The following is a 22,820-nucleotide window of genomic DNA, read 5'->3' as shown; positions in this document are numbered from 1 at the left end:
ATGAAAGCGACAAGCAAACAGCGCGGCTGGATTGTCCGCAGCGGAGACGGCTATCTCTGCCCAAAGGATGGCGACGTTGGCTACACGGCTAACTTGGTCGATGCGGGCACGTTCGACACCGAAGAGGAAGCCAAGGACGCCGGCCGCGATCACTGCGATCCCGGATTTGTGGTGATCCGTGACCCGCGCTAACGAAACGGACAGAAAGATGCCCGGCCTGATCATTCTCGTCGACATGGAGAACATCCAGCAGCTCGTACCGGCTGCGGTGCCTGGGGGAGCCCGCCTGATTGTCTTCGCCGGCGCCAGCCAAAAGTCCATTTCTCTGGATCTGGTGATCGCAGGCCAGGCACTTGAGCCGCCGGCACAATGGATCCGAGCCAGCGGCAGCGGTCGCAATGCACTGGATTTCCACATCGCTTTCGAGCTGGGACGACTTGCCGAGCGTGGCGAGCGCGGCCCCGTTTTCGTCCTGTCGAAGGACAAGGGTTACGACCCGCTCATTGTTCATATCGCCAGCGGCGGCATGCCTTGCAAGCGGATTGAATCGCTTTCGGAAGTACCACCGCCTGCGAAGACGAAGAACAGTGTTTCCGTGCAAGCCTCTGATGGCATTGATATTGGCGCGGCCTTCGCCGCGACTATCAAGGTACGCGAGATCTTGGGCCGGTCACCAAAGACAGCACGGCCGGGCAAGCGCGCGACCTTGGTCAAGCATCTCAAGGCGATGGAGCACTTGAAGCTGAAGGACAAGGATATCTCAGGTGTCATTGACGAGATGCTTGCCACGAAGCTGATTGTAGAGGCCAAGGGCAAGCTCTCTTACAATTTCTGATCAAAGAAGGCATCTGCGAAAAATGCGCTGCCCGCTGGCGTAGCGAAGGTGCTCAAGCGCCTGCACTATCCGCTGGACGTAACCGGCCACATACGTGCCGATCGTGATTCCGGAGTTAAATGGAACCAGGGCTGGCGCGCGGGATGGACCGTTAGCGTCACACACAGAGCGTGAACGGCAGACTGCTTAAGTTTGCTGCGAGCTCAGGACTCCATACACCGCCGGGCGCGCGTCGCCTCGTCAGAATCCGCAGCCTCTTCGGAAATATGCTGATTCTGCAGCCGGCTGTGCATGGCCTCGCATCGGATCAACATCATTGCCGCGGGATCCTCTTCACCGCTGGCACTGCCAGCCTCGGCAGCGACCCGCAGATATACTTGCCGGGAGGCAACGGCGCCGATCACAAGGATGGCGCCGACACCGACGGCTCGGACTGCAATTTGGAGGTATTGCCCCATGGCTAAATTGGACCGTATAGCAGGAGGTGATTAGCAGTGAGACTACACGAGGATGTCTCAGGACGATGCCACGCCGTTGCGGGATTGACACAATCCGGTTCGCCGCGGCGGGTCGGATCGCTCGTTGTGTGATACCGCATGGCAGTACTGAAGAGAATGCCCCGAAAATCGATCACGGCCTTACCGAACGGCCACTACTGGGCCACGCCCCACGCGCCCTTCCCGCTGGACGGTCCAAACGGCCATGAGGAGGTTTTTCCCGGCGCCCAATGCGTCAGCGACGGCAAATGGGTCACCTTCTATAAGGACGGGGAAGAAGTATGGGCGTGCAATGCCGTATATGCTGCCGCCCATTTCGACTTTGCACCGGTTCCCACCAACCGCTCGCCGATGGACAACTGAGGGTCGGACCGTTCCCCAGGCCGTGGAGTACGTTTCGCACCCTACAAACAGTCGAGTCCATTTTTCGCGGACCGGGCGTTAAATTCGGCCCCAATTCAATTGTCTACTCAACGCGGAGACAATGTCCTCGCCCCCTCTCGGCAAACCGGAGTGAACGCCAGCACCGACGACGTCCTCACTGGGCACAATGACCTGCGGATGTTGCGACGGTACCCCCCATCTCGACACCCCTACCCTGTCCGCCCTTGACCGGGCAGTTGGGGTTCAAGCAAGCACTTCCAAACCATGCTTCTGGACGACTTGCAGCAACCTCGCTGCCATCCCGCTAGGCTGCTTCTGCCCGCTCTCCCATTTCTGAATGGTTGATGTACTTGTGTTCAGGTAGCGAGCAAAAATGGGCTGGCTCACTTTGACCGATTTGCGAATCTGAACGATGTCCTTAGCATCGAAATGTGGCGGTTCTTCCAGGCACAGGTCGTCATACTCGCGCATGGTTTTCTTGTCGATGGATTTCGCCTTCAGAAGGCCAGATGCGGCGCTGTGGATCGCCTCAAAGGCGTCGGTCTTGAATCGTTTAGCAGTCATGGCAAATCTCCAGTAGCTCCCCTTGATCGAGCAGTCCAGCGATCTGCGACGCGGAGGCTGCCGCGTAATTCTTGGAAAGCTTCTTGAACCCTTCCAGTTCCTTATCGCTGATGTTTTCCCGGTCCTTCTTCGCGAACAAGTAGGTGAATATCCATCGCTTGCCGACCTTGTTGAGGACAATTGAGCGATGCCTGTTCTTGTTGAGCCGCTTCTTCCAAACGCCGCCGCCTAGATCATCGCCTTGGCTCAGCATCAGTTCCTGTGCAGCCTCACATAATTCAGCATCGTCGATTCTGGCCTTGCTTGCCATCTTGCTGAACCAGGACGTTTTGAAGACACGCTGCGCAGGACTTTTCGTGTAGCGGGCAAGAAATCAGACAAGAAGGTCTAGCACTCGGTGCAACACTTTTCAATAAAGCACACGACAAGTACCGCATACCACACCGCTCCGCGGTCACCTGCTGAGCAAGCGTTACGCAGATCAGGCGCCCAACGTCTGTCGGGAAACACCCTTCGGCGACCAGGCCGTCGAGCGTGAGGGAAAAATTGGCCATGTGGGTTCGGATCCGAATGATGGCCTCAGCCCGCTGGCGCAACTGCTGGGCGGGCGGGCCTGCAGGATTGGAAGCACATCATGCCGCGGTACTACGCGATGGCGGAGCGGATGCTGGGTGTGACCGAAAACCAGCTTCGTGGCGAGGCTGACCTGCGACTCAAGAAGATGGCCGACTTGCAGGGCGTGGGCAACACATTTCACAGCGGCCGCGCACTTCGTGCAGAAACTGGCGCACGAGACCGAGGAAGCCACCAATCTGAGCGTGCTCGACGAGGCCGATGTGGTGTTCGTCTCGCGCATCGTCAGCCGCCATGTTCTGATGCGTAGCTTCCAGGTTGGCTCGCGCATGCCGGCATTCTGTACCGCGCCTGGTCTGGCCATGCTGGCCAACATGCCTGACGGCGCGGTGGAAGACGTTTTGCGCAAGTCGCGGCTGGTGCAGTACACGCGCTTCACCGTGACCGAGCCGAAGCGCTTCCGGGAGCGGCTCGAGCAGGTGCGGCAGCGCGGCTACGCGCATACCGCTGAGGAGTACTGCCTGGGCGCTTATTCCATCGCCGCGACTGTCGTCGACGATGCCGGGGTGGCCCAGGCGGCATATCGCCGTGGCGGGCCCGCGCTGGCAGGCGGAGACCGACGAGAAGCGCTTTGCGGACCTACTGGTGGCCACGGTGGCGTCGATCGCCGGGCAGCACATGCCTGGCTATTGAGGCGGGGCGCCTTGGCCGATGGCCAAAGACGACGCGCGCGTTTGGGGTGGGAACTGCCGGTTCTTCATCCTGGGCAAGCGGGTGTGCGTTCCTCGTGATGATTCGCTCGCGGGCGCGATTTGATTTTGGTTCCACTGTGGATCCCTTCGTGTCGCCTGACCCGCCTAACACGATGCTGATCGACCAGGCCATCACTGCGTAAATGCCGCAGATCAGCATCCTCGATGTGCTAACCGAGACGGAGCAATGGCTGAATCTGCATAAGCTGTTCGGCCCACTGTCCGGCTTCGATGCCAAGCACGACGACCCTCGCAAGCGCGTTATCTGCACGCTGTTCTGCTACGGTTGCAACCTGGGGCCGAGCCAGACGGCCCGGTCCGTCAAGGGGCTGAGTCGCAAGCAAATTGCGTGGCTGAACCTGCGTCACGTCACCGAAGAACGGCTCGACAAAGCCATTGTGAAGATCATCAATGCGTACAATCAGTTCGCGCTACCGAAGTCCTGGGGCAGTGGCAAACGCGCGTCCGCGGATGGCACGAAGTGGAATCTGTATGAGCAGAATCTCCTGTCGGAGTATCACATCCGTTATGGCGGGTACGGCGGGATTGGCTACTACCATGTCTCCGACATGTACATCGCGCTCTTCAGCAACTTCATTCCGTGCGGCGTGCATGAGGCGGTGTACATCCTGGACGGGCTCATCAGAAACGACTCTGATATTCAGCCGGATACCATTCACGGTGACACGCAGGCACAGAGGGGGCCGGTGTTTGGTCTGTCCTACCTGGTGGCATCAACCTGATGCCACCACTAGCGTCCCACTCGCTGAGCGCATTCGCTTCACTCCCAAACGTCCGCCCGCTCGATGTGCAGCTTCTCGGCTGCGCGGGCGAAATGGAGTTCTTCGGCCACGGCCAGGAAACAGCGTAGATGTCGAAGCTCCATTAATTAACCTCAAACGCCCGTCATGAATCTGACGGTCTAGCCGCTGGATCAAACGTTCATCGACGCGGGCCAGACGTAAACCCATAGATGTTCGCGCGCCAAGCGGTGAGGAAACCAATCATCAGTATCAACAGCATTACCCAAGGAAAAGATGTAGCTCCTGCGGACTCAAGCAGTACCCCGCCAATAATCCCGCTGCCGGCGAACGAGAGATTGAACACCGTTACCAGCATGGATTGAGCAACGTCAGCACCGTTACCCGCTGCATCGGCCAATGCGGTTTGCAACAACGTCGGCGCACCGCTAAAGGTCAAACCCCAGATCGCCACACCAACGCATATGACTACAAGTGACGTGCTTCCCAAGCCGAATGCCAGTGAAACCAAGGCAAAAGAACCCAGTCCGGTCAGCACCAGAAGACGCAGCCATCGGTCAACGAGAGAACCGACAAGCCATATGCCGAACATGGCAGACACGCCAAAAATAAGCAGTACGGAGTCCACATTGCCGGCTAGCCCAACCGATGCCAGGAAGGGAGCGATATAGGTATAGAGAATGTAATGCGGAAGAATCCAAGCCATCACGACGAACAGCACAGGTCGCACGCCAGGGGTGGCAAGGACTTGCCTCATTGGCAAACGACCGTCGGCCGTCTGGCCGGGGTAGTCGGGAACCGCCCAGAAAACCCAGCCCATTAACACCAGGGTCATTCCCGACATGATGCCAAAAACGCTGCGCCAGCCGATCATGGTTCCGAGCCAGGCGCTCAACGGTACGCCAACCGATAACGCTAAAGGGATGCCAACCATTGCCACCGCAAGCGCGCGGCCCTGCATGGACACTGGAACCATACGGCGTGCATAGGTTGCCAAGAGACTCCAGGCAAGCCCCGTGGCAAGCCCCACTGCGAACCGCGCAACCAGTGTCAGTACATAGTGCGAGGACGCCGCCGTTATCGCATTGCAAACGAGAAATGCAACCAGCACCAGCAACAGGACATGCCGCCGTTGCCATTTGCTCGTAGCTGCCGTCAACGGGATAGCTGCCAAGCCTGATCCGAGTGCGCAACTCGTCACAAGCTGCCCAGCCCAAGCCTCGGTCACATGAAATCCTTGAGCAATCTGCGGAAGCAAGCCAGCCGGCACAGTCTCGTTCGCCGTGGCAATAAAACTAGCCATCGTCAACGCCAGCAACCCTGGCATGGGAAGCCGGCCAGCCGGCGCCACACATTCGATCCTCTCCACTACCATACCGCTACTCTCGTCCATCATGCCGTCCACCTCTCGCTGTCGCCTTTCAGTCAGGGTTGCAAGGACGCAGTTTGGCTGGTACACATAGATTTGATAATTGGGGCATATTTTGAATCAAATTCAAATCTAAATGAAAGATGGCGACCGATCGACTAGGTGATATGCGTTTGTTCGTAGAGGCGGCGGCACTTGGCAGCCTGTCTGCCGCGGGCCGCAAGCTGGGCTTTTCGCCAGCCGCTGCGAGTGCTCGGCTGACCAAACTGGAAACTGCGCTCCGCACGAAGTTGCTCGATCGCAGTACAAGGCAATTGCGTTTGACAGAAGAGGGCCGGCTATATCGTCGACATTGCTGCATCGCCCTGAGAGCCATTGAGGACGCCGAAGACGCGCTCCATGCGAGTCAGAATGTGGTGCGCGGAAAAGTTCGTATTTCGGCATCAGCCGATTTTGGTCGTCATCAGCTTAATCGATGGCTGGAAGACTTCATCCGTGCGCAGCCAGAATTGAAAGTCGCCCTGACGTTGACCGACTCGCCCTCGGATCTACTGCACGATGACGTAGACTTCGCGGTTCGTTTTGGAAAGCCGGATAACGATTCGCTCATTGCACGTCGGCTAGCGCCAAACTGGCGGGTGTTATGCGCGTCTCCTGAATACCTGGCTAAACACGGTACGCCACGTACTCCGGCAGACTTGGTTACACATCAGTTCGTCATCCTAGTCACGGCTGCCGGCCCACTGAACGAATTTCATTTTGCGTCAGCGGGAAAGCACTGGACTCACACGGTAGCGATGGAAAATGCGTGGGAAACCAATGACGGTGCGTTGGCCCGTGCATGGGCACTGGCAGGATATGGCATTGCCCGCAAGACGATCTGGGATGCGGCTGAGGATATTCGTGCTGGCACACTCAAGGCCCTGTTACCAGATTTGATCGAAAGCGAGCCCGGAATCTATGCTGTATTCCACCAGAATCGGTACATGACTCCCCGCGTGCGGGCGTTATTGGATTTTCTGATAGACCGATTTCAGCACGCATCCGACAATATTCTGGCCGATCTCCCTTCACCAATGACATCCGCAAAGACAGGTTGATGCAAGCGGGCACGCACTTAAATTTTCGGACCACGTTGCCGCCCAATCTCCCATGGCACACCTCCGCCGCGCACCGTTGCGGCGAGTTGCTGGCCTAGCCGCGGCTCGATCACCGGTTTCCACGGCAACAGCGAAAACCCCATGTCGTCATCGAGCATCGCGTAGCGCCCGCTGGCGAGCATGAGGCTGTGCCGGTAGATGCGGGCACGCGCTGCCCGTCGGCCGATGCTCCAGGCCGGTTTCGGCGGCAATGTCCTTCGCGGCCTGCGCCAGATCGCGCCCGCGCAGCGTCGCCAACAGGTTGCGTGCGAAAACAACGCGCCGCCGTGATGCTCGACCACTGGCTGCACTTGATCGGCAGGGAAAATTTAGCTGGGAAAGTGACGCAATAGCCACTTTAAAGCTCGGCGCTCGACCTGTACCTGGTGCAAGGGGGACTGCCGGTGAGGCCGGCTCGTTGGATCCCAAGATGCCGCTCCTCGCCAGCCTAGAACAGGATAGCGCGGTCAGTATTGCCGGGACCCGCCTCTGGCACGTGATGGGGCGCTTCTTTAACCAGGCTGCCGATGTGATTGCGCCAGACAATCCAACGGTGGCCCAGAAGCTGCGCAGGGCCAGCCCACAACGCCACACACGCTTTGGGCCGCGGCGCTGAGTTGACCACTGTGCGGGACAACTTGCGTGACGCTTCGGTAGCCGCGACCTCGATCTACCTACAAAGCGACGAAGTCAAGCGGGCGCGTCAGATGAATCAGGCCTTCGCGGCTCGGTAGGCGGCGCCCGGCCGGGACTCCCATGGCTTAGCGAGCAGTATTTTCCGTTTTCTGAAGCGATCCCGAAAAGGACGATTACCCATTGATGCGCGGCCGCGGTTCAATGCCGAGTCGCTGAGACTGCAACCGGCAAGGAGGACATCGACGCCACGGTCGATGCCGGTCCGGCCGCGCCAGAGAGTTTCCAGTTGTAGGGCGCCAATTCCTCGATCGGGTTAATCGGATGCGGTCCGGAGGGAAGCACTGCGTCCGCTGCGCAGCAATTCTATTCTCCAGCCGCCTAACCTGATCCACCTGTAGACCCAGTCGCCTCTTGACGTCTCTTACTGCGACACCAATATACGAGGGCGCCTCCCGTGCCCGATGCCTCATCACGACGCGTGCGTTGGGGCATGGTCAACTGATCACGGGTAACTCTCGGTTTGACGAGAAGGCCTTTGCCTGCCGCATCGACCCCATGAACGGCAAACGCGTCTTTGGCCAGATCGTCCCCGAGGCTGCGGTGGAAGCCGCAAGTCGGCATCGAGGTGCCATGATGGCGTGTCGAAACGCCATCACGACCACAGGAGGGGAAGCCCCATGCCCATTTATTGTGGAAGTCCCCTCCATTCGATGACCCCTATCAGGACCCAGGACATCTTCAAGCGTTGATTTCTCAGGGCTGCGGACCAAGTTTGTAGCACCTTCCTTGTCTTGACGGCGCCCCGTCGTGACACTTGCTGCAATCGCCGCCAAGCGGGTGCTGCTAGCGTATCGCAGGTCGTGACGGAGAAGTGGCTATACGGCCTCACCCGGATCGGGCTCCATAGCTACACCATGCGTCCATCCCGGCACGTTGATGTAATAGCGCACCGCTTTGCCCACACCGTGGCTCCACAATTGCCCGCCCGTGACCATCTCCGAAAGGTCGCGTGTAGCCGTGGCCTTTGAGACGCCGGTCATCTTCATGTACTTCTCAGCGTTCAGGCCGCCCAGGAAGCCACCGTCCCCGTCGTCGAGAAGGCGCTGCAGCACCTTGCGCTGCCGCTCATGAATTCCGCTGCCCTCATACGTCTCCCAAAAACGCCTCTTCTCGATCGCTTGGTCGATGACTTGGCTCGCGGCATGACATGCCGCCGTGCATTGGCGCGCAAACCACCGCACCCACGATGTCACGTCGGCGTCACCACGTTGAGCTTGATTGAGGGCGTCGTAATACGCCGAGCGCGAGGTCAGTAGCTGCCGCGAAAGACTGTAGAAGCGCACCGGTTGTCGCAGATGCTGTGCCATGGCCATATCAACGATGGCCCTCCCAATACGGCCGTTGCCGTCCTCAAACGGGTGAATGCTCTCGAACCATAGGTGCGCAATAGCAGCCCGAGCGAAGCCATCGATCAGCTTACTGTCCGACGTCAACGGCGAGGCCTGCGCCGGCGAGGACTCAGCAAACCACGCGAGGAAGCGCGTCATCTGCGCTGGCACGTCCTTTGATGGGGGTGCCTCGTAATGCACCACCTCACGGCCTGGCGGACCGCTTACGATTTGCATCGGATCGTCATGGTCGCGGTATCGGCCGACGGCGATTCGGTGGATGCCGGACGTGCCGCCAGGGAATAGCGCAGATTGCCAGCGGTACAAGCGGTCCTTATCCAGGGGCAGATCAAACGCTGTTGTGGCATCGCTGATGACCCCAACCAGACCATCGACATGGCGGTCGGTGGGCCCCGACGTCGCCAAGCCAAGCCGCCTCATCACTGACGACCGGACAACATCGAGCGACAGGCGCTCCCCTTCAATGGCGGCCGTGGCCACCACCTCATCGGATAGAGCATCCAGCGCGACCTGGCTGGTCCTTCCAAGGCCAATGGCCATGGCCTTGCCTTCGACGACACCGTGCATCCGGTAGGCCGCCGCCAAGTCAGGCGCGATCATCTGCGCGTCATAAATGAAGTCAGGCCATTCTGCGCGGCGCCAGATCCAGGAAGAATTCATGCCCATGAGCCGCATTTTGCCATATTCGGCTCACATGGTGCGCCGCTTTTTAAGATTTGCGGCTCACGTTCGACGCCACATGTGTGTTGTTTGTTGTTGTGTCCGAGATCGGGCGTTATGTTAAACGCACCGACTTGCGCGGAGGAGATGGAGGCCGTCGTTGGTTTGCACAAATTCGTTCCCGGATTTTGCAGAATTTTGTTCCTGGCCCCATGGGCCCGACCAAGGAGCGCCGCGGGAAGGAGGCCCGACCCGTGGCGGCCGCCCCTTCCAGCCTCACCGTCGTGCCGCCGGCTTGGCACCGTGCTCGCGCAGGGGCGCACACGGCGCCCCTGACGGCGCGAGTCGCCGGCTTCGCAAGCCGAGTGGGCCAGGCAGCGACTGACCTATCCGTTGGGAAAGGAACAAAATTACTCAAAACGTCGACCGGAGGAACAATGTTCTGCAAAATTTCTTGGCATAAAATTGTTCCGGGCGCCTCGGAAACGGCGAGCTGGCGGGCGACCAGCGGGAACAAAATTATGCAAACGGACGCCAACGGCTAGGCACGAGGACAGTGGTCGGCCGTTCCCAGGTACGGCCGCTGATGACAGGCAGTTTTCCGCCTACCACCTGCGTTGGCTGCCAGTTTTGGCATACCAGCACCAAGGACAATGCCGCTTACCCCCAGTGATCAGATCTTAAACACAGTTCTGTCGCGGCCACGGACGTCAATGCAGCGGCGGAAGGTGCTTGGCCGCAACTGGCGTGGCCTGTGAAGGCGCCCCGGCATCATCAATCCCTAGAAGACGTGCCCCCCAAAATGATCGGACTTGCCATCATTGGTCCCTATGGACACTGATTTAGGAGGTTTGTGGTAGAGTCTAACGAGCGCGCCCGCCAACAAATTGTCTGGCGACTTATTTCAACCCACTGCCTAGATCAGTTGGAGAAATTTATGCCGGATCACAAGACGGTCACCATCTTCGTAAACACGATCGAGCATGTGGTACCGCACCAGAAAATTTCGTATGCAACGCTGATTGCGATGGCTTTCCCCGGCGCCACGGGAACGAACTACATCGTTAAATACTACAAGGGCAATTCCGATAACTTGACTGGTACCCTCCCTCCCGGCGGAGAAGTGATGGTGAAAGATGGCATGGACTTCCGAATTACAGGCACTGGCGAGTCGTAATCCGTTCATCGCCAAAATCGTCAAGCAGGGCTATGACGTAGGATTCATTAACGCGCATCTCGTCATTTTCGGCGTACCCTATCTGAACGCCTCTGGCGAATTGAAGTATCTCGACATGATCTCTCCATTAGATCTGCGCGAGGAATACTTGATCGACCGCCCATCGGACCATAAGGTCTACTTCGCGGGCGAAATACCGTGCAACATTGATGGGCAGAAAATCGGCACGGGTACTGCCGAAGAGATACGCAGGGTTTCGGATCAAATCGTCGGCAACAGAATGCTTTCCAGCAAACCGGAAGGGATGAGGCCATACGACTCAATCGAAGAGAAGATCAACCAGTACCTTGCCCTGATTTCTTCGCCTGCGGTCCATAAGTATCCTGACGTCACGCCCCGACGAGCCCTGAAGAAGCACCTTGAGGCGGCACTGAGCCCATTGAAATTCCCGGACGCGCTGTCTGCCCGTGAAGGCGTAGTGGAGCTGTCGCACAAGCTGCGTGAGCACAAGGTGGCCATCATCGGGTGCGGCGGCACCGGCGCATACGTGCTGGACTACGTCGCCAAGACCCATCTTGAGGAGATCCACCTGTTCGACGACGACATCGTCCATGTGCACACGCTCTTCCGACTCCCCGGGGTCTATGGTGAGAAGCATCTGGGAATGCCCAAGGTCGAAGCATTGGCTGGGGCTTACGGCCACTTTCATGGCGGCATCAAGCCGCATGTCGAACGCGTCGATCAAAACAATATCGCGTGCCTGGCTGGGTTCGACTTCGTCTTCATGTGTGTCGATGATGCCCCGTCTCGGCAAATGATTGCTCAGGCCTGCCACGGCGTTTCAGTGCCGTTTGTGGACGTGGGCATGGGGTTGAATAAGGGCGCAAACGGCTTGTATGGATTTGTTCGTACAGCTGGCGGCGAGCGCGGCGATTTTGACAAACTCGATGGCACGCAGTACTTGCCCGCACAAAATGCCCATGATCAGGAATATCGGAATCAGCCTCAGATTGCGGAACTCAACGCGCTTAACGCCGCGATGGCGGTGATTCGGTTCAAGCAGCACATGGGATTCTTTGACCGCCTGACCGATTCGCATGCCGTGGTATTCGACGTTGCCGGGATGGCGATGGATACGGCAACATGAGCGGTGGTGTATATCGCATCATCGAGAGCGAAAGGCTTCCGCCTCAGGTGGGGCCATTTGAGTTCCATTACAGCCGACGCTTCGAAATGGCCGCGTTGACCTGCGCGTGCGGGTGCGGTCACCGGGTTATGCTGAATCTGCTGGATCAGCACCAACTCGCTATAGAGGGTGGACTTCCCACCGTCACCCCTTCCATACTGGTCTCAGACGCCCCTTGCTTGTCTCACTTCTTTATCCGAAGGGGCCAGGTGGAATGGGCCCAGCAGTGGTCCAAGAAGACGGTCGATAGGGTCATGCAATCCCAGGTGCGTCGCCACGTCGAACAGGACAAGAAGCGCAAGCCGAAACCTTCCTTCCTGCGCCGATGCGCAGATTGGTTCACGTCGTGGTTTGACCGCTAAAACAGCGCCCTGTCAGGCGCCGACCGATACATCAGATCGCAACCAGCCGCCGAAGATCAAACTAGGAGTCAATAGATGACAACGATCCGCCTGCCTAGGGGCGTCTCAGGCAGCACGGCAAATGTCCGTAGGCGGCCGAGCGTGGCGACAGCGCATCAGTGAACGGCTTCCAGTCCGGCGCGGGCTGTCAGTTCTGGCCATTCCGCGAAAAATGCTTCGATCCGCCGTGCCCCATTGACACCGAGACCGGGCATCGTGGCGCACCACTGCCGCCGGCTCGGAATGCGCACGATCAGGTCGGCCAGCGTGTGGATGTCCTGGGCGAGCAGCGCGGCCACGGAGGACGGCGCCAGCCACATGCCGGTATTGTCGGCAATCGCCGGTGCGGGCGGTGGCATGGTGCGCAACGTCTCGATACCCAGTCAGCGATCGGTTCTGTAGGTGTGCGTCACCCCGGCTTCTTGGTAGTCGCCGCGGTTCCTCCCACTTCACCACCGTTTCCAGCGCTTTCTTGCCCCGGCAAAGGTCTGTTTGCTTGATTAGGGTCTGGGAAAATTTCTCGGGTTCTCCGGCGGATCTTCGGTCGGCGTGTCAGTCGGGCGCAGCATCGAGTCGAGCCACTGGTCCAACTCATCCAACGAGCTGAACAACTTCGTAGCGAATCCTGGCTTCGTGCGATCCCTCGCTACAAGCTGAACGGCAGTGGTGTCTGCGCCAGACGCCTCCTGCATGACCCAGTCGACGTAAATCTGAAAATCCTCGAGCGGCAGCCCCACGAGTTGATCCGCGGACAGTAGGCAGCTCGCAAACTCGCTGGCGCCCATTAGAATGGACTCATCGGGAGTTCGCGGACTGGTGTGCAGATTTGGGAACACCGATTGATTGCATACTTGCCTAGCATATACGTTAGCGCAAATTGTCCCGTCTTCGCCCCAAGCGATGAAATGGCATCGCTCATGGAGCAATCTAATCTGGGCCCTATATGGCAGAAGCCGGCAGAGGTTCTCCCGTCGAGCTTTATCCCGCTCCCGCCGATAACCCGTCGCCCCATCCTTATATTCGACGATAGCGAAACGGCCACCGCTTCGATAAAGCCAGTCTGCCCCCATCTTAACGTCCAAGGCACCCAAGCTTAGGTCATAGAAATCTAGGAGGCCGTTCCGATGAGCTTCCTCACGCAAATACTCGTTGAACAGGTTGATTATCTGGGATTCGTTCTGTGACATGTCGGAAAATTGGTAACTGCTGATTGAGTTCGAGATCGGGGATCGCTAGCACTGCGCCAAGCCTTGCGCGCGGTCAGTGGACAGCAAAGCCTCTTCGTTGGGATTCACGATCACTCCCGCATCGAACAGGACGGCTCCGATGGGTGGAGTGCCACGTCGCGCGCAGCAGTCGTAGTACCGACGCTCAACGTGGATATCCCATTCTTGCCAATAACGGAAGGATTCAAGTTTTCTTTATTGCCGGCGACTTAAAAGGGGCGGGCGAAGGTTGCCGCGTAGCCATTCCACATCTACACTGTCCGCGGCATACCATGCCGCCAACGAATAGGAAAAGTCGACCGAGCCGGCGCAAGGAAAACAATAGGGAGCAATGCAATGTACCGTTTTTACGAACTCTGGAAGACTTACGTTATGTTCGTTGTCGACGGACTGTCCGGCTATATGGACAAGACTGAAGAATGGGGCTGGCCCATCGCTGCCACGATAGTCCTTCCACTGCTGCCTCTGTTTGCTGCCGACTGGTTCTTGCCGCGTTGGGCTGCTCTCGGCATATTTATGGCCGTCGGCGTGCCTATGGGCTGGTTCCTTGGATCGATGTTCTATGTGTATTTTGCGCACGTGCATGGACGCGACCGCGCATAATAGCGAATCGAGGAGACGCGGAGGGAGCCGCGTAACGACAAGCGAAAGACTGCATAGCACGCACTCGACGAGTAGGAAAATTGATGGAAACGACAAGCACACACCGGGGCTGGATCGTCCGCACCGGAGACGACTATCTATGCCCAAGGGATGGCGACGTTGGCTGCACGGCTAACTTGGCCGATGCCGGCACGTTTGACACTGAAGAGGACGCCACGGAAGCGGGCCGTGATCATTGCGATCCGGGATTTGTGGTCATGCGCGACCCGCGCTAGTGAAACTGATAATAGGATGCTTGGTCCAATCATTCTCGCCGACATGGAGGAGATCCCGCAGCTCGCTCCGGCTGCGGTGCCTGGGGGAGCCCGCCTGATTGTCTTCGCCGGCGCCAGCCAAAAGTCCATTTCCCTGGAGTTCGTGATCGCAGGCCAGGCACTTGAGCCGCCGGCACAGTGGATTCGAGCCATTGGCAGCGGCAGCGGCAGCGGTCACAATGCACTGGATTTCCACATTGCCTTCGAGCTGGGACGGCCTCGCGGAGCGTGGCGAACGCGGCCCTGTCTTTGTCCTTTCCAAGGACAAGGGATACGACCCGCTCATTGCCCATATTACTGGCGGCGGCATGTGTTGCAGGCACATTGAGTCGATGTCGGAAATCCCATCGCCTGTGGAGGCGAAAATCGGTGGTTTCGTGCAAATCTCCGACGGTATTGATATTGGCGCGGCCTTTGCCGCGACTATCAAGGTGCGCGAGATCTTGGGCCAGTCACCAACGACGGCGCGGCCAGGCAAGCGCGCGACCTTGGTCAGCGGGCGGCGGGTCAATTCACGAATCGTGCCCCAAAATCGCTTGTTCTAGCCACCAATCAGTCGCCAGTTATCGCACACTATCTGCACGTGAATGAGCACCAGTTGTGGTTAGATACAAACAGCTCGCATTGTCAGCCAGTTCATCTCGTGGGGTCCCAATCATGAGATACTCGATCCAGTACCCGTCGATCGAGAGCACCCACCGTTCGCTCGCAGACATGTCGATCGCGATCACATCCGGGCTTACGAAGCGCTTCGCGTTGAGAGAACGGGTCAGCGTGTGACGTTCCGGCATGGCTGCACGATGGGCTGTGAATGGTGCCCCGGTCATGTTCGCCAAAGTGTGAACAGGAGTTAGCCAATCGATGGCGCCGGAGCGATCGGCCTTGCCAACGCGGCAATCACCACATGCCATCATCTGACACCCCGGCGAAACGCTCGATATGTTCCCAGATCAGATTTTCCCGATCCGTGCTGCCGCACTACGCACTCTGCAGGCTGAGAAGGCCTGATAGCCGCGCTTTGGGTCAGGATCATGGACGAGGTCATGCCACGCCGTGCCAACGCCGGTCTCCGTAAAGTCTTCTGGCAGAGCATTGAGCTTCCTTGTCTGCAGGTCGCGCCACGCCTTGAGGTTCGCAAAGCCGGGATCGTCCTCCCTGCCGCCGAATTCCAGGCCTTCCACGCCCGACAGCAGACCGTGAATCCGCTGATGGTCACCGGTCAGCGCCGCGCGCACGTGTGACGCAAAGCTCGAATGCGCCGCGTCGGTGACGACTGCCAGGTGTTTCAGGGCTTCATCCACTCGCTGCTCGGTCGACTTGCTCTTGTCTTGTAGGACGGCCTTGGCCTTGAGCGCCTGCTGCCTGTCTTCCACGGCGGAGCGGATGTGCGTCGACTGCGCCGTGCTGGCCGCGCGTCGGAACAGATCCTGGCTGCGTCGGCTGGTCTGGTGCATCGCGATATCGGTGAGTTCCAGCAAACTCATCCTCAGAAAGCACACCAGCTCAAGCGCCTGGGTGCTCTCCTTCAGTGTTTTGGTCTTGGCCGGACGCCTTGCTTGCACCTTCTGCGCATAGGCACGCAGTTTGGGCAAAGCGATGTCATCAAGATTCCACTCATGCACAGCAAGGGACTTCAGGTAGCGGATCTTGTCCAGCGTTTCAGCGAGGTTCTTGGGGCCGTTGCGTCTGGAAGGCGCCTTTATCCACTCGAGGTGCGTTGCCGAGCCGTCAGCCCGTGGACTGCGGACGGATTCCATGCAGTGCTGCAGCGTGGCCGCCGGCACTGCGCGGTTGACCGCTGCGAGCATTTGCGCCTCGTAGGCGGAAAATGCATGCCGTGCCATATCGGTGATCTGGCGCTGGCCGGGAATGAGGCGGCAGCGATCGTAGAGCGGTGGTGACAAGTTCATCCACGTCTGCCGCTGCGGCAGCTTGCACGCGGAGCATTTCCAGCAAAGCGGCCTGGCTGGAGACATCGAACGGCTTGATGCCAAGGTGCTCCTTGACCCATTGCTGATGCTCGTACAACGTCGGGCGTCGTTGGTACAGCGTCCTCAGACTGGCAATCGACAGCAGCGGCGCGGAGAATGCTTCGCACACGTACTGAAGGAGATTGCGCGGAACGGCAGCAAACCGGTCTAACGGCCGCCCGAAGGCCCGGAGGCAAACGAGCTGTAGGCCGACCGCGGCGCATCATTCTGGCCGAAACCGCTCCCGTATTGCCGCGATGTCAGCACTAGTGAGCTGAAAAAACTGCCGCAGGTCAAATTCTGTCAAGCGGGCAGGCAACTCTTCCCTGCCAACGTAGCGATACGCAAATGCCGACATCGGGGTGTCGTTCGGAACAAAACTGCACGACAAGTGCTCGGATGGCCGCAATAACGTCAGGCGAATGGTCTGCAACCCATACCCTCCGAGCTGACTATAACCGTATCAATCTGCAGGAAAAGGACGATTACCCCTAAACGGCCGCTGGCTTGCCGGCATACGGTAGAACAAGGGGTCACTACCGACCGTCTCCATTCATTTCATCGCATCGAGGGTAGATCGGGAGGGCGAAAACCTGTCGGCAGCGGAATCGGCGGCAGAATGGGGCCTGAAGTGACGGGTAGTTTTGCAGGGGCCCAACGGCTTTCCGTGGATGCACACGCACTCGGATCAGGATTGATACAGACATTCACAGCAGCACGACCGTAATCTTCCGACACAGAACATGTGCCATACACGGCCGCCAGCCTCGTAACATGCACGGACCGAAGATGGGTTACTGTCTGATCAATCGTCATCGATGCACGTCGAATATCGTCTTGAGCAGAGTGCGGTAGAGTGAAAATTGGCTGCGAGCAGTCGGCCGGGTTCCCGAATCCGCAATTCACCACGGATACTGGATATTTTCTCAACATATCGAAAGCTGTGGAAATCGTACTTTTAAGAAAATTACAGCTTTGCTGTACTGCTTGCTCCTCTCGATCGCGTCTAGCGTCCCAATGAATATTACACGCCGCCGACTTCCTACCTGCCGTCACGTTGATTACTACGATCGCCGGTTTTGATGTATCGGTTTGTTCCAAAATGAAATCGGAGTCCCCATATGGCAAGCGCGCATTTTTCTCCAAGACGAGCGTATCGCTGCGCCCGAGTACCCTGGCGGATGCAACAGCGGAGTAGCCAACCTCCGCTGAGTCCGCCTCTTGCCATCTCACACGAAGCGTCGCGGTATTGCTGTTCGGCATGGCAATGACCTTACAGTGCAAGCCATCTACCTGAGGATTTTGCTTGCACTCCTTCCAGGCCTGCACGACCTCCGGCCGCAGAGAACGTCTGGCGAACTCATAGAACTTGTCCACGTTTTCCGCTCGTGAAGCCGAATCGCAAGTCTTTCTCCTACTTGCTTCCTGGTAATCAGCGTTAATTTTTAGGGCGCCGATCGAAAGTCCGCCGTCAGCTCCTCCGGTCGAGGAGGTCTCGACGCAAGCAGCAGTGCGGAAAGCGGAATCCCGAGAAGACTTGTCGACAACTTTGGTGTCATCCATCAATGATGCTGTGATTATCGCGTCACATCCGTCATCAGCCCTTGCCAAACTGGCACCAAACATTAAAGCAATTCCGAGCCGATATAGCCGAAATTTCTCGGATTTCATAATTTTCCTCTTCTTAGTTATCTTACCTGGAATAGAACGCCGCACGTTACTCAGTGATGCAATCTGAACAGGATAGGGCAATGTACAGAAGAATCTATACCCCATTCGGGTGGATATTCATAATGCCCTGAAATGCTGCAGGGTGGTCGCCCACATAACAGTGACGTCACGCAAGCGTGTTGGTTGCGAGGCTTGGGTGTCCACCGCTTGTTGAAAAAAAGCGGTAGCTCGTCCCGGATCCATAAGAAGAAAGCTGCTTTCCCTGGGTGGCATAGGATGGAGAATCGCTGTGCGAAGCCTCCACGCGTTTAGCTTACCGCACGGCACTGCTTCAAACTATGCGCGATTGGAGCAACTAGCCTGATGCAGTACGCGCCGAGCTTTTGCAGAACGTATCCGTGGATGCCCTATGAGGCGAGGTTAAAGACGATGCCGCGCGCGGCCAAATCAAAATGTTCCGTCCTACTTTTAAAGTATCAGGATCGCTTGGGTACGCGGGCACGCGGCTCCCGGATGTGGCTGTCGTCGAAATATAGGCCGCACAGGACATGCTCTGTGATGTCCAATATGGCAATCGCATCGTCCTTAGTGGGATCGAAAGCACGGTGCATGACTGCATGACCAGCTTCGATAACTGCGTCTAAAATTTCGAAGTCCTTCTGGGTGATGTGGCCTGCATCGAAAAACGCCTTGAGATTGCCGGCAAAGGATCTGTGATCTCCCGCCTTGCCGATAATCACCTGCTCCAACAGTGCCCGTATTTCCGTGACCACCAAGCGAAGGCTTCCCGCCTGCATTGCTTTGTAGACCTCGTCCAACAAGGGGACGACGGTATCTCGAAAGAAAGGTAGCTGAGCAGCTCCGTGCTCCACCCAATCTGGGCTTCTCCGGAAGCTAGGCGGTGGATAGTAGTTTGGTTTGGATGGGGAGTCATCTTCGGAGAACCAATTTACTGACCTTGCCCCTGGTTAACGAATCCCATAGCCGAGGGAATCAGGCCGCTTCGCCTCGCTGAGCGGCGACCCAGTTTCTTTCGAACGTCATGGGACTGACGTGGTTGAGCGTCGAGTGTAGCCGGTGCGCAATATAAAAGCCGAGCCAATCAACCACTTCAGCCATCGCGGCCCGTCGGGTAGCAAAGTATCGCCCATGCAGGCGCGCAACCTTCAGCGAGCCCCACAGACTCTCCGTCGGCGCGTTGACGCTCCTATGTCGAGCGGCGCGCGTCGAATCGGCCAGATCGGCCAGGATGAGTGGGTACAGCTGCGCTTGAGGCAGCGATGGATTTCCTTTTTCGCCATGCTCGGCGCTCAACGTAGGCGCGGGTCCTGGGATCGCTGCGCATTCGCACCATGGCAATGGTCCACAAGGCGTTGTTCGCAGCCCGATCTCCGCCCCTATTCAAGCGATGCCGGACCGTTTTGCCAGATGACGCCTGCAAAGGACTTGTGCCACAAAGGGCTGTGCTAGTGCAGCTTTGTTTTTCAGGCGTTCTGGTTTATCACCTGCAACCGCAACGAGTACTGCCGCCGTTTGAGGCCCGACGCCAAATCGCTCCCGCAGCCGCTTGGCATGCTGGCTGATCGGGCCATCAAGCATGGCCACGTCACGCCGCCGGGGCGGCTCATCATCAAGTCGCCGGAGGCCGTGTTCACCTCGAAGCAGGTTGTCTTTTGCTCCACGCCGTGACTCAGCAGAGTCAAGTCGACTTTCCTCAGGTAGCCATTCTTGGCGAGAACCTCGATGTCGTGCCCGCAGTCGCGGGCTGTTTCTTCGGTAATCGCTCTCGTGCTGGAGGCGATCATGAGAAGGTCAGCCGTCACCCGGCGCGTCACGACCTCGATGTCGGCGACAGAGTAGGTCTCCGTCGCGGCATACGTGGAACTCATGCTTCCTCCTCAACCTTGAAGCGGGGGCCGAACAGCTCTTTCCATTCCTCCATAGAGGCGAAATTCGCCGTCTCCCAAGCCTCCTGCGCGATAGCGACGATCTCCTTGCGCTCATCTTCGGTGATGCGACTGGCAACGTTGTTGCAATTGCAAACTGGGTCGAGGATCACTACTGGGTCGGTGAAGCTCGGGAACCGTTGCTTGCATGCGCTGCGTGTTCCATGCGAAGCCAGCGAAGTTGAACGCCTGGTGCATGCGAACCCTCTTTGGCCGGTCCTGACCAGCATGCCGGGAGTCGGCGTCAGGACCGCCGCCAGACTCCTCACTGAAGTCGCCCACAAAGCCTTCGCTTCGGCCGCGCATCTTGCCGCCTACGCTGGCTTGGCGCCAGGAACTCGACGCTCCGGTTCATCCATCCGTGGCGAGCACCCGTCCAGGCGGGGCAACAAGGTCCTTAAGAGAGCACTCTTCCTCTCTGCCTTTGCCGCCTTGCGGGACCCTGTCTCACGGGACTACTACGCCCGCAAGGTCCAACAGGGCAAGCGCCACAACCAGGCGCTCATTGCTCTTGCCAGATGTCGCTGCGACGTGCTGTTCGGCATGCTGCGTGACGGCACCTTCTATCAACCGAAATCCGCCCCCTAATCCGACCGCACAGGCACCCTGCTGAACCTGTACGAGACGTGAAAGCAAAGTCCAGCACTTGTTTCGCGATGACTCCGAATCAGTGAACCCTTCAAACGTGACCTGCCGGACCGGTCTAAAGATCGCGGCCGAAAGCCCGAATCCTAGCAAGTTGCCTTTGCATGGCAGGCTTCTTGGCTTGCAGCCAACGTGAGAGTCGGTCCACTGTGACGTAACGCGCCCCAGTTCCGCGGTATAGCTCACTGAGCGACAAGAAATCCTCTTGCAGCACCGAGACCAAAGTAGCAGCTCCTTCAGGTGAATCGCACTTGATCGCAATCACGCAATCAGACAGCTGTACTTGCGTTGGCAGGTGCAAGGCCGACAGATGCCCCAGCTTTGGCAAGCCTACTCGCGGCAAAAGCACGACGTGACCTTGAACCAGACCCCGACCGTTCGACTGAACCCGTCGTAACCCCTTCGATCCCATGCCTTGCGCGATCTGGCCCAGATCTGTTGTATGAATAAACAGGGTGCCTCTTTTTAGCTCCTGCGCCTGGAAGCACGGCAATCCGCCTCGCACCAGTTCGAGCCCGGTTGGCAAATTCAAACTTCGGTTACGCTTTGGAGCGGAATCCTGCGTCTCTGACGAGTCCATTGCGACGAGCACGGAGTTCGCCCGCGCCCCGCGAAACGTTGAATTTCTGAATGACTTGACGACCGCGATGTCGTATCTCAAAGCGATCAGACGGCGTGCGTCTTCGTCTAGCTCGGAATGGACCCATGAATCGGGTAGCACCGCGACAACTCGACGCGGAGCCGCCTGGACTAGCGCTGTCAGCACATGTGCCATCGCCAGGCTACAACGTAAGTCGATGCCAGCAGACTCTTTCAACGACAACTGCATGCCCTTGTTGAATCCCATACTGAAAGGCGGATTCAACACGGCAACGTCGATTTGCTTTGCGGAAGTCTGCTTGAGCGTGTTCCAAGGGCTGAGCGATAAGGCATCGCCTTGGACTAACGTCCAGTGCGGACGCGATCTGCGGAGCCGACGAATCGCCGTCGCGTCGACGTCAATGCCGGCACAAAGGACTTTCGGGAAGTCTCGCTCGACAGCGTCGAGCAGCGCTCCCCCACCGCAATTGCTGTCCAGCACGGAGGACGGCCGCGCGCGTCCAAGGACCTCTGCAACTACCTGTGCCACACTCTGCGGCGAATAATAATAGTCCGGATCAGATGTCAACATGGTGGGGCTTCAAGTAATAGACGTGGGTGCGTCCAATGCCTGCCGTTCGTCGACTTTTGCGGACGGGATGATCGTACAAGATTTCAGTGTCTTGAGGATGTTCGAGCGCATACCAGATTGCTCCCAGGGCATGCGGCTTGGTGCCGATCGGTGCAATATGCAGGTAGGCACCTGGATTGTCCCGATGGATTTCCGAGAGCACCGAATAAGCCTCGAAAGGACAGCTCGCCTTCGCGTACTTCACTTGCCGATATGCGCGTGTCTGGTCCAGAAACTCGTTATTTGTCGAGATCGTGATCTGAGGATAGTCGGATCGGAAACCCGGAAGGCCCACCACAGGCACGATCATCGGAGATGGATCGAAATCCAGCGCGATGTGCTTTGCGCGAGCACTTTCAAATCCCAAGAATGGCACGAGGATACTCTTCGAGTGGCTCTCCGGTCCTGCTAGGCTTGCCATACCGGGCAAGGGAGTGACACCCGCAAACTCAACAGTCAAATCATACAGACTGGAGGACGACGGGCTCTGATGCTCCTGGTAACTCGCCGGCTCGCTGTAAGCGCAGGCCACTTCCCCGACGTGATCGAGCGCGACCCGGAGGAGCGCCGCCCATACTGCATGGGTCAGACCCGTAATATCAATGCAGACGGCGCCGAGAGGGAAGAGTCGCCGCAACTCGGAGATATCCGTCAGCGATATCGCTCTCTCATTGCCTTCAACTCTGCACGACAGCGCAGTGGCCTGCTGACTCACAATCTCCACACATGCATCGGGACGGGCCTGAAGCATTTGATTCCAGACCGCTGGCCGTCCACGCTCCTCACCGCTGTCGGCGCAGAAGATGAAAACGGTATTCTGGGGAAGGTCGTCGAAGCGCAAACTATCAAAGCTGCGAGTTAGCCCATCTCGCTGGATGTATCGTCCCATACC

Annotated in this window: 22 protein-coding genes and 9 pseudogenes; 15 read left to right on the top strand and 16 right to left on the bottom strand. The window is 58.1% G+C overall.

Annotation, left to right across the window (positions count from 1 at the left end; genetic code table 11):
- The 4 genes from AC1RQC_RS29695 to AC1RQC_RS29680 all read left to right on the top strand — a co-directional run bounded on the left by AC1RQC_RS29695 (nt 1) and on the right by AC1RQC_RS29680 (nt 1,695).
- Nucleotides 1–192, top strand: a complete 192-nt coding sequence (locus tag AC1RQC_RS29695) for a hypothetical protein (RefSeq protein ID WP_492814786.1) — start codon at nt 1–3, stop codon at nt 190–192.
- A 16-nt stretch (nt 193–208) separates the two neighbouring features.
- Nucleotides 209–835 (top strand): PIN domain-containing protein, encoded by a 627-nt coding sequence (locus AC1RQC_RS29690; protein ID WP_492885464.1) that lies wholly within the window; start codon nt 209–211, stop codon nt 833–835.
- A gap of 266 nt (nt 836–1,101) precedes the next feature.
- Nucleotides 1,102–1,299, top strand: coding sequence for a hypothetical protein (locus AC1RQC_RS29685; RefSeq protein ID WP_492885462.1), 198 nt, complete (start codon nt 1,102–1,104; stop codon nt 1,297–1,299).
- 132 nt (nt 1,300–1,431) lie between these two features.
- Nucleotides 1,432–1,695 carry a hypothetical protein gene (locus AC1RQC_RS29680; protein ID WP_492885460.1) on the top strand — a complete coding sequence of 88 codons (264 nt, stop codon included), beginning with the start codon at nt 1,432–1,434 and terminating at the stop codon, nt 1,693–1,695.
- A 264-nt stretch (nt 1,696–1,959) separates the two neighbouring features.
- On the opposite strand, the gene AC1RQC_RS29675 is transcribed toward AC1RQC_RS29680, so the two are convergent.
- Together AC1RQC_RS29675 and AC1RQC_RS29670 are read right to left on the bottom strand one after the other, a co-directional pair.
- Nucleotides 1,960–2,280: a helix-turn-helix domain-containing protein gene (locus AC1RQC_RS29675; protein WP_441637171.1), complete on the bottom strand. Its 321-nt coding sequence runs from the start codon at nt 2,278–2,280 to the stop codon at nt 1,960–1,962.
- Nucleotides 2,270–2,623: pseudogene (locus AC1RQC_RS29670) on the bottom strand (type II toxin-antitoxin system RelE/ParE family toxin); the annotation flags it as partial. The gene AC1RQC_RS29675 and the pseudogene AC1RQC_RS29670, both read right to left, overlap by 11 nt.
- 430 nt (nt 2,624–3,053) lie before the next feature.
- Between AC1RQC_RS29670 and AC1RQC_RS29665 the strand changes: the two are divergent.
- Together AC1RQC_RS29665 and AC1RQC_RS29660 are read left to right on the top strand one after the other, a co-directional pair.
- Entirely contained in the window at nt 3,054–3,644 is a 591-nt protein-coding gene (locus tag AC1RQC_RS29665) for an IclR family transcriptional regulator (protein ID WP_492885458.1), read from the top strand.
- A 104-nt stretch (nt 3,645–3,748) separates the two neighbouring features.
- A pseudogene (locus AC1RQC_RS29660) lies at nt 3,749–4,353 on the top strand (Tn3 family transposase); the annotation flags it as partial.
- Between the two features lie 48 nt (nt 4,354–4,401).
- Here the strand turns inward: AC1RQC_RS29660 and AC1RQC_RS29655 are convergent.
- Both AC1RQC_RS29655 and AC1RQC_RS29650 read right to left on the bottom strand, forming a co-directional pair.
- Nucleotides 4,402–4,491 (bottom strand): annotated as a pseudogene (locus tag AC1RQC_RS29655) (LysR family transcriptional regulator); the annotation flags it as partial.
- 56 nt (nt 4,492–4,547) lie between these two features.
- On the bottom strand, nt 4,548–5,759 hold the full coding sequence (locus AC1RQC_RS29650; RefSeq protein WP_492814811.1) for an MFS transporter: 1,212 nt from the start codon (nt 5,757–5,759) through the stop codon (nt 4,548–4,550).
- Nucleotides 5,760–5,878: 119 nt separating this feature from the next.
- Here AC1RQC_RS29650 and AC1RQC_RS29645 point away from each other — a divergent pair, with 119 nt between their 5' ends.
- Nucleotides 5,879–6,835: a LysR family transcriptional regulator gene (locus tag AC1RQC_RS29645; RefSeq protein WP_492885456.1), complete on the top strand. Its 957-nt coding sequence runs from the start codon at nt 5,879–5,881 to the stop codon at nt 6,833–6,835.
- A gap of 17 nt (nt 6,836–6,852) precedes the next feature.
- Here AC1RQC_RS29645 and AC1RQC_RS29640 read toward each other — a convergent pair.
- Nucleotides 6,853–7,183, bottom strand: a pseudogene (locus AC1RQC_RS29640) (DUF3363 domain-containing protein); the annotation flags it as partial.
- Between the two features lie 56 nt (nt 7,184–7,239).
- Here AC1RQC_RS29640 and AC1RQC_RS29635 point away from each other — a divergent pair.
- Nucleotides 7,240–7,608, top strand: a pseudogene (locus tag AC1RQC_RS29635) (site-specific integrase); the annotation flags it as partial.
- A gap of 777 nt (nt 7,609–8,385) precedes the next feature.
- Here AC1RQC_RS29635 and AC1RQC_RS29630 read toward each other — a convergent pair.
- The gene (locus AC1RQC_RS29630) at nt 8,386–9,579 is read right to left on the bottom strand and encodes a Fic family protein (RefSeq protein WP_492885454.1); all 1,194 of its coding nucleotides are present in this window, start codon (nt 9,577–9,579) and stop codon (nt 8,386–8,388) included.
- 937 nt (nt 9,580–10,516) lie between these two features.
- On the opposite strand from AC1RQC_RS29630, the gene AC1RQC_RS29625 reads away from it, so the two are divergent.
- Genes AC1RQC_RS29625 through AC1RQC_RS29615 form a run of 3 tightly spaced genes read left to right on the top strand, consistent with a single transcriptional unit; the run spans nt 10,517 to nt 12,304 of the window.
- Nucleotides 10,517–10,756, top strand: a complete 240-nt coding sequence (locus AC1RQC_RS29625) for a multiubiquitin domain-containing protein (protein ID WP_492885452.1) — start codon at nt 10,517–10,519, stop codon at nt 10,754–10,756.
- Nucleotides 10,716–11,903, top strand: coding sequence for a ThiF family adenylyltransferase (locus AC1RQC_RS29620; RefSeq protein ID WP_492885450.1), 1,188 nt, complete (start codon nt 10,716–10,718; stop codon nt 11,901–11,903). The genes AC1RQC_RS29625 and AC1RQC_RS29620 overlap by 41 nt, the downstream gene beginning before the upstream one ends.
- A complete protein-coding gene (locus AC1RQC_RS29615; RefSeq protein WP_492885448.1) occupies nt 11,900–12,304 on the top strand; it encodes a ubiquitination-like system serine protease family protein in 405 nt (134 codons plus the stop codon). Before AC1RQC_RS29620 ends, AC1RQC_RS29615 begins: the two co-directional genes overlap by 4 nt.
- Nucleotides 12,305–12,459: 155 nt before the next feature.
- On the opposite strand, the gene AC1RQC_RS29610 is transcribed toward AC1RQC_RS29615, so the two are convergent.
- Nucleotides 12,460–12,702 (bottom strand): phage integrase family protein, encoded by a 243-nt coding sequence (locus AC1RQC_RS29610; RefSeq protein WP_492885446.1) that lies wholly within the window; start codon nt 12,700–12,702, stop codon nt 12,460–12,462.
- A 1,203-nt stretch (nt 12,703–13,905) separates the two neighbouring features.
- On the opposite strand from AC1RQC_RS29610, the gene AC1RQC_RS29605 reads away from it, so the two are divergent.
- The 3 genes from AC1RQC_RS29605 to AC1RQC_RS29595 all read left to right on the top strand — a co-directional run bounded on the left by AC1RQC_RS29605 (nt 13,906) and on the right by AC1RQC_RS29595 (nt 15,031).
- Nucleotides 13,906–14,172 carry a hypothetical protein gene (locus AC1RQC_RS29605; RefSeq protein WP_492885444.1) on the top strand — a complete coding sequence of 89 codons (267 nt, stop codon included), beginning with the start codon at nt 13,906–13,908 and terminating at the stop codon, nt 14,170–14,172.
- A gap of 83 nt (nt 14,173–14,255) precedes the next feature.
- Nucleotides 14,256–14,447 carry a hypothetical protein gene (locus AC1RQC_RS29600; RefSeq protein WP_492885442.1) on the top strand — a complete coding sequence of 64 codons (192 nt, stop codon included), beginning with the start codon at nt 14,256–14,258 and terminating at the stop codon, nt 14,445–14,447.
- 218 nt (nt 14,448–14,665) lie between these two features.
- Nucleotides 14,666–15,031, top strand: a complete 366-nt coding sequence (locus AC1RQC_RS29595) for a hypothetical protein (protein WP_492885440.1) — start codon at nt 14,666–14,668, stop codon at nt 15,029–15,031.
- 432 nt (nt 15,032–15,463) lie between these two features.
- Here AC1RQC_RS29595 and AC1RQC_RS29590 read toward each other — a convergent pair.
- The 7 genes and pseudogenes from AC1RQC_RS29590 to AC1RQC_RS29560 all read right to left on the bottom strand — a co-directional run.
- Nucleotides 15,464–16,814, bottom strand: a pseudogene (locus AC1RQC_RS29590) (DUF4158 domain-containing protein); the annotation flags it as partial.
- Nucleotides 16,815–17,014: 200 nt separating this feature from the next.
- Entirely contained in the window at nt 17,015–18,127 is a 1,113-nt protein-coding gene (locus AC1RQC_RS29585; protein ID WP_492885438.1) for a hypothetical protein, read from the bottom strand.
- Nucleotides 18,128–18,603: 476 nt separating this feature from the next.
- On the bottom strand, nt 18,604–18,948 hold the full coding sequence (locus tag AC1RQC_RS29580) for a DUF4145 domain-containing protein (protein WP_492885436.1): 345 nt from the start codon (nt 18,946–18,948) through the stop codon (nt 18,604–18,606).
- 172 nt (nt 18,949–19,120) lie between these two features.
- Nucleotides 19,121–19,327, bottom strand: a pseudogene (locus AC1RQC_RS29575) (IS3 family transposase); the annotation flags it as partial.
- A 21-nt stretch (nt 19,328–19,348) separates the two neighbouring features.
- Nucleotides 19,349–19,726 (bottom strand): annotated as a pseudogene (locus AC1RQC_RS29570) (transposase); the annotation flags it as partial.
- Nucleotides 19,612–20,016, bottom strand: a complete 405-nt coding sequence (locus AC1RQC_RS29565; RefSeq protein WP_492885434.1) for an HORMA-1 domain-containing protein — start codon at nt 20,014–20,016, stop codon at nt 19,612–19,614. The pseudogene AC1RQC_RS29570 and the gene AC1RQC_RS29565, both read right to left, overlap by 115 nt.
- Complete coding sequence (locus AC1RQC_RS29560) at nt 20,013–20,186, bottom strand: hypothetical protein (protein WP_492885432.1); 174 nt, start codon at nt 20,184–20,186, stop codon at nt 20,013–20,015. Before AC1RQC_RS29560 ends, AC1RQC_RS29565 begins: the two co-directional genes overlap by 4 nt.
- Before the next feature lie 58 nt (nt 20,187–20,244).
- On the opposite strand from AC1RQC_RS29560, the pseudogene AC1RQC_RS29555 reads away from it, so the two are divergent.
- A pseudogene (locus tag AC1RQC_RS29555) lies at nt 20,245–20,661 on the top strand (transposase); the annotation flags it as partial.
- A gap of 115 nt (nt 20,662–20,776) precedes the next feature.
- Here the strand turns inward: AC1RQC_RS29555 and AC1RQC_RS29550 are convergent.
- Together AC1RQC_RS29550 and AC1RQC_RS29545 are read right to left on the bottom strand one after the other, a co-directional pair.
- A complete protein-coding gene (locus AC1RQC_RS29550; RefSeq protein WP_492885430.1) occupies nt 20,777–21,889 on the bottom strand; it encodes a methyltransferase in 1,113 nt (370 codons plus the stop codon).
- On the bottom strand, nt 21,876–22,817 hold the full coding sequence (locus AC1RQC_RS29545; protein WP_492885428.1) for a hypothetical protein: 942 nt from the start codon (nt 22,815–22,817) through the stop codon (nt 21,876–21,878). The genes AC1RQC_RS29550 and AC1RQC_RS29545 overlap by 14 nt, the downstream gene beginning before the upstream one ends.
- Nucleotides 22,818–22,820 lie beyond the last annotated feature (3 nt).

It is taken from the genome of Cupriavidus sp. GW822-FHT03E04 (genome assembly GCF_058801495.1).
The sequence above is the reverse complement of the archived record's forward strand: the minus strand, read 5'-3'. Positions and strand labels throughout refer to the sequence as shown.